Annotated in this window: 7 protein-coding genes and 3 pseudogenes; 2 read left to right on the forward strand and 8 right to left on the reverse strand. The window is 54.4% G+C overall.

Features of this window, described 5'->3' with window-relative positions; translation table 11 throughout:
• Together H6B10_RS12450 and H6B10_RS12455 are read right to left on the reverse strand one after the other, a co-directional pair.
• Positions 1-466, reverse strand: a pseudogene (locus H6B10_RS12450) (CCA tRNA nucleotidyltransferase); the annotation flags it as partial.
• Positions 467-496: 30 nt separating this feature from the next.
• A complete protein-coding gene (locus H6B10_RS12455) occupies positions 497-886 on the reverse strand; it encodes a hypothetical protein (RefSeq protein ID WP_204651901.1) in 390 nt (129 codons plus the stop codon).
• A 136-nt stretch (positions 887-1,022) separates the two neighbouring features.
• Between H6B10_RS12455 and H6B10_RS19040 the strand changes: the two are divergent.
• A pseudogene (locus tag H6B10_RS19040) lies at positions 1,023-1,169 on the forward strand (MerR family transcriptional regulator); the annotation flags it as partial.
• A 51-nt stretch (positions 1,170-1,220) separates the two neighbouring features.
• Here H6B10_RS19040 and H6B10_RS18065 read toward each other — a convergent pair.
• The gene (locus tag H6B10_RS18065) at positions 1,221-1,385 is read right to left on the reverse strand and encodes a hypothetical protein (protein ID WP_243427367.1); all 165 of its coding nucleotides are present in this window, start codon (positions 1,383-1,385) and stop codon (positions 1,221-1,223) included.
• Between H6B10_RS18065 and H6B10_RS18070 the strand changes: the two genes are divergently transcribed.
• A complete protein-coding gene (locus H6B10_RS18070; RefSeq protein WP_243427368.1) occupies positions 1,384-1,920 on the forward strand; it encodes a hypothetical protein in 537 nt (178 codons plus the stop codon). The genes H6B10_RS18065 and H6B10_RS18070 overlap by 2 nt on opposite strands.
• Before the next feature lie 55 nt (positions 1,921-1,975).
• Here H6B10_RS18070 and H6B10_RS12470 read toward each other — a convergent pair whose 3' ends face one another.
• The 5 genes and pseudogenes from H6B10_RS12470 to H6B10_RS12490 all read right to left on the reverse strand — a co-directional run.
• A complete protein-coding gene (locus tag H6B10_RS12470) occupies positions 1,976-2,626 on the reverse strand; it encodes an HAD family hydrolase (protein ID WP_204651904.1) in 651 nt (216 codons plus the stop codon).
• 12 nt (positions 2,627-2,638) lie between these two features.
• Complete coding sequence (locus H6B10_RS12475) at positions 2,639-3,658, reverse strand: glycosyltransferase family 2 protein (protein ID WP_204651905.1); 1,020 nt, start codon at positions 3,656-3,658, stop codon at positions 2,639-2,641.
• Positions 3,659-3,809: 151 nt separating this feature from the next.
• Positions 3,810-3,947 carry a hypothetical protein gene (locus H6B10_RS12480; RefSeq protein ID WP_204651906.1) on the reverse strand — a complete coding sequence of 46 codons (138 nt, stop codon included), beginning with the start codon at positions 3,945-3,947 and terminating at the stop codon, positions 3,810-3,812.
• A 329-nt stretch (positions 3,948-4,276) separates the two neighbouring features.
• On the reverse strand, positions 4,277-4,684 hold the full coding sequence (locus H6B10_RS12485) for a putative ABC transporter permease (RefSeq protein ID WP_204651907.1): 408 nt from the start codon (positions 4,682-4,684) through the stop codon (positions 4,277-4,279).
• A 76-nt stretch (positions 4,685-4,760) separates the two neighbouring features.
• Positions 4,761-4,913, reverse strand: a pseudogene (locus H6B10_RS12490) (nicotinate phosphoribosyltransferase); the annotation flags it as partial.

The following is a 4,913-nucleotide window of genomic DNA, read 5'->3' on the forward strand; positions in this document are numbered from 1 at the left end:
GTGCCGAAGGTTCGCCCACACACCGTATAATACCGGCGTCCAAATCTTTACGGCCGCCGTACAGGTCGATCACACCTTCCCCCGGCGCGTAGGCCATGGCGTTGATGGTAAAGTCCCGCCGCGCCAGATCTGCCGCCAGTTCCGAAACAAACCGTACATGTTCCGGATGCCGGTGGTCCAGGTAGGCGCCATCCAGACGGTAAGTGGTGATCTCGTAGGCTTTGCCGTGCAAAACTACCCCTACTGTGCCATGTTTTTCCCCCGTCAGGATCAATTGCTGACCGGCAAACAACATTTTCATCTGGTCCGGGCGGGCCGAAGTACAGATATCCCAATCGCCGGGCTGGCGGCCCAGCAAGCTGTCACGCACACAACCACCCACCACATAGGCACTGTGGCCGGCGGCATGCAGTGTCTGCAGCAGCCACATGGCATCACGCGGCAGCCGAATGCTTTCCTGCCTCATCGGGTCCCCCATTTCTCCGGTCCGTCGGTTTTACTGTTCGCGGTGCCACTCCTGTTTCAGGTCCACAATACAGGCCAGGCTGCCTTCCTCATCCTGCAGCGCGTCCACCTTGGCCTGGGCTTTTTCCGTGTCGGTCATCCAGGTCAAAATAAAGAAATTTTCCGCGGGCACTTCGTAGTAGACCCAGGCGCCGTCCGCGCGCAGCAAGTCCGGCAGATGGTCCAGTTCCGCATCCAGCAGTCCCTGGCCTTCTTCCCCGTAGATCATCTCGGGGCCTACCTGCAGTGAGTCAATCACATTGATGCTGCTGTTGATATAGGTATCGCGGTCCACGTGTTTATCGCTGTGTTCCCAGGCGTTGGCAAATGCTTTGACCAGCAGTTCCCGTACTTCCAGTTTATCGTCACCAAACTGATACATGCTTTTTTCCCTCTTTGTCTTGAAATGTAAGAACAGTATAGCACAAATCCGGGCGCTATGGTATGATTATTTGAAAAAAAGCCTTGACCTTCCAGTTGCTGCAGGGTATATCCTAAAGAAAAAAGGAGGTTGCGTCATGAATATAAAACAGGCTTCCGATGCGTCCGGTATTTCCAGCCGGAACATACGGTACTATGAACAGGCCGGTTTGCTCTGCCCTGCCCGTGACCCGCAAAACGACTACCGCACCTACACCGAACAGGACATCCGCACACTGAAGCTGATCCGCATGCTGCGGATGCTGGGCGTTCCCCTGGAAGAAATTCGTCCCATATTACAGGGAGAAGTTCCCCTGTACTGGGCCGCAGAGCAGCAAGCCCAGCGGTTGCAGCAACAGGCACAGGAACTGGAAGCGGCCCGACGCTTTTGCTGCCAGCTGCAGGAAAACCAACCATACCGAGACCGCCTCGCTGGATGTAGACGCCTGTCTGGCCCACATGCAAACAACCGCTGCCGACGGCTGGTTTACCGGGTGGCTCCGGGATTATCGCACCATGACCAGGGCAGAACACCGGTACAGTTTCACCTTTACGCCGGACCTGCCTGTGACCACACCGGCAGAATTTACCGACGCGCTCTTTGCCTATGCCAAAGAGCAGAACCTGAATCTGGTAGTCACCAGGGAAGGTATGGTTCCCCATTTTACTATTGACGGTGTGGAATACCGGGCGATACGCCGTTACTATCCTTTCCGGGGGATTCCCACCGCACGGATTCGCTGTGTGCTGTGTGACCCGGATTTTGCGCCGGCCCAAACTTCCCTGCGGATGCGATTCATGCGGCTGATTCACTATGCCGCCCCCGCCCTGGCGGCAACCGCTGTAGCGCTGCTGTTCCTGATTCCCCGGGGATTGCTGACCACCTGGTGGGGACTTCTGCTGCTGGTTGGCTGCATAGCCGCGGGCATCTGTTCCGCTTGGTACAATACACACCTCTTTTATAACGACAAAGACCACCAGCCCCATTGCCGCTGAACAAAACACGCCCCCGCGCCGAAAATTCCGGTGCGGGGGCGTACTGTTTGTTGCTTTACAGTAAAAACTTGCGGAGATCCTCCACGGTGTCTGCCAGGGCTAACGCACCGGCAGCCGTCAGTTCTTCGGCCGTGCCATACCCATACACAGCACCGACGCAGGGCAACCCGTTGCGGGCTGCGCCCTTTACATCATGTTCCCGGTCGCCTACCATAACGATGCCCTGTGCACCGGTGGCACCGATGGTCCGCAGGGCATAGGCGATGACTTCGCCCTTGTCTGTGCGTGTTTCGTCCATTGTGGCACCGCAGATGGCGTCAAAGTAATTCTCCAGCGAAAAGTGCCGCATGATCCGCCTGGCGAACACTTCCGGTTTACTGGTAGCCATCACCACTGTCTTGCCCGCGGCTTTCAGGTCTGCCAGCAACGCAGGAATCCCGGGATAAACCTCGTTTTCAAAGATGCCTTTGTCCGGATAATACTCCCGGAAGGCTGCCACCGCGCGAGTGGTATCCGCTTCGTTCAAATGCAGATACGACCGGAAAGAAGAAGGCAGCGGTGGGCCCAGAAAGCGACGCAGGGTTGCCTCTTCGGGAACAGTTAGCTGCATTTTCCGGCAGGCATACCGTACAGAATTGAGGATGCCGGGCGCCGAATCTGTCAGTGTGCCGTCAAGATCAAACAAAATGGTCTGGTACGACTGCATGGTTCCTCCCAATCAGTTGAACTTGAAGAGTTTCTGCGCAATCCGGTAACCGCCAATGCTGAGTTTGCAGCCCAGCCAGCCCGGCAGATTGCAGGCCTGTGCCACCGAATGACGGCAGCGGCGATACAGGCGGTCGTCGTGGGCTTTCAGGTCCTCCCAAAGTTTCTTGCGCTTGGCAAGGGCTTCCTCGCTGCCGTCCAGCGCCAGGAAGATGCTGGAAATGGCCATCATCATGGAGAAATAGTTGAGCATATAGGCCCGCAACTTTTCCTGTTCTGCCGGCAGGGCGTACACATCCACTGCCTCCATCATCAGGCGGGTAACACGCAACTGCTGGTCCACACGCTTGATCATGTTTTTCTCATTGACACTCTGATCGTCCCGGCCGATAAAGTAACGGTACAGATCCAGATTCAGATAGTAAATGGTCTTGACCTGAGGCAGCGGCTGATAGACAAACAGATTGTCCACGTAGAAGGTGTGCTTGGGCAGTTCCAGTTTGCTGGCACGCAGCACCTCGGTACGGTAGATCACGCTGTGCATCAGAATATTTTTATCCGGCGGGAATTTGCCGATCTCGTCCCAATGGAACACGCGGTTCTCCGGCAGGATGCCGGTGTAATCCACCACGTTGCGGGTATTATCCGCCACATGTTCGTACACATAGTTGGCCATCAGCAAATCCAACGGCGTTTCGGCATTTGCATAGCTGCGCAGCACTTCCATCACCTTGGCCAGTGCCTCGGTGTCCAGCCAGTCGTCGGAATCCACCACTTTGAAGAACATACCGGTGGCATTACGGATTCCCTGGTTGACACCTTCACCATGGCCGCCGTTTTCCTGATGGATCACCCGGACGATATCGGGGTACTTCTCCGCATAGGCATCGGCTACTTTGCCGGTATCATCGGTGGAACCGTCATCCACCAGAATGATTTCCGCTTCTTTTCCCGCCGGGAGCAGGGTCTCGACACAGCGGTCCATATACGCGGCCGAGTTGTAACACGGCACAGTAAAAGTAATCAGTTTCATGCAGATACTCCTTCTGACAGGTCGGCGCATATACGCCGGATTTATACAGATATAGCATACCCTCTTTTACCAAAAAATACAAGCAGAAAATGCCCCGTGCCGATGCGAAGCACCGGCACGGGACATTGCTTGCTGGGGAGTGGATGGGTTTTCAGATCAGATCGGTGCGGTTGTAACTGTGCAAACCTGACGGAATCACGTCATTGTACACTTCCTCCGGTAATCCATACGGACTTTCAGGATCCAGAAAACCGTGCATCCACGCAGCCAGGGTATGCAGCTTCAACATTGCAACCCCATCTCCTTTCTGTTTTCTGTCTTTATTATATGCGAAAAGTCCGTCTTTTGCAAGCCGCACTTTGTACAAACTTACAAAAGTTATTTGTATATTTTCCACTGTTTCGTCATGTTGTACATAATAGCGTTGCGATTGTACGCCTTACGCGGACAGTTCCTCCCATGCTTCCCGCATGGTATCCGCCGAAAACAGAAACTCACCGGTCTCCGAATATACCTCAATGTGTCCGCCGACATATTTAAACTGCTGGGTCATGTTCTGTACCGCCTTTCTGTTTGATGCTTTTATTATAAAGCACAGGCAGTACCAAAATTTGTACTTCAGTATTCGGCGGCCGTTCTTCTTGTACAATAAACAGGACTACAAAAGACCCGCTGGGCAAGGCGCAGGACAAAAACGACCCAACCGCACAGCAAAAACCAGTAAAAGGTATAGCGCGGGCAGATCAATCCGGCCACATTCCCCCATTCCGCACTGTAGTCCCATACGCGGATATGCAAAAGTTCCCGGCAAAAAAGGCCGATACACACTTCCAGCCCGCTGACGCCCGCAGCCCCTGCACCGGCTGCCGCGGGCAAAGAAATTTGCCGCGCCGCCAACCGGTGCAAAAGGCACAAACAGATTCCCCCGGCCAAAAACATGGTCCAGTGGCTGGTTCCCCGCCAGGCAAGTTCCACGGCCAGGTACCCACTGCCGCCCAAAATAAATAATGATATTTGTTCCAACATAAAAACCTCCCGCCCATACCGGCCTATTGGCACTAGTATGCGCGGGAGGCAGTGTCTGTAACCCTATTGTAACAAATTATTTGGAAAGCTGTTTGAGCAAGGCGCTGCGGGTATCCCACAGTTTCTGGCTCAGGTCCACATAATAGCGGTGGGGATTTTCAAAACGCTTGACCTCGTCCCACAGGGTGTTTACCTGGGCTTTGCAGAATTTCTTGATGTCATCCAGGCT

This window comes from Gemmiger formicilis, from assembly GCF_016901605.1.
Taxonomy (GTDB): Bacteria; Bacillota; Clostridia; order Oscillospirales; family Ruminococcaceae; genus Gemmiger; species Gemmiger formicilis_B.

Coding starts and splice junctions, on each gene's coding strand:
- H6B10_RS12455 (WP_204651901.1), bottom strand. CDS start 886: ATGTATCAGTTTGGTGACGATAAACTGGAAGTACGGGAACTGCTGGTC.
- H6B10_RS12470 (WP_204651904.1), bottom strand. CDS start 2,626: ATGCAGTCGTACCAGACCATTTTGTTTGATCTTGACGGCACACTGACA.
- H6B10_RS18070 (WP_243427368.1), top strand. CDS start 1,384: ATGCAAACAACCGCTGCCGACGGCTGGTTTACCGGGTGGCTCCGGGAT.
- H6B10_RS12475 (WP_204651905.1), bottom strand. CDS start 3,658: ATGAAACTGATTACTTTTACTGTGCCGTGTTACAACTCGGCCGCGTAT.
- H6B10_RS12480 (WP_204651906.1), bottom strand. CDS start 3,947: ATGTTGAAGCTGCATACCCTGGCTGCGTGGATGCACGGTTTTCTGGAT.
- H6B10_RS18065 (WP_243427367.1), bottom strand. CDS start 1,385: ATGTGGGCCAGACAGGCGTCTACATCCAGCGAGGCGGTCTCGGTATGG.
- H6B10_RS12485 (WP_204651907.1), bottom strand. CDS start 4,684: ATGTTGGAACAAATATCATTATTTATTTTGGGCGGCAGTGGGTACCTG.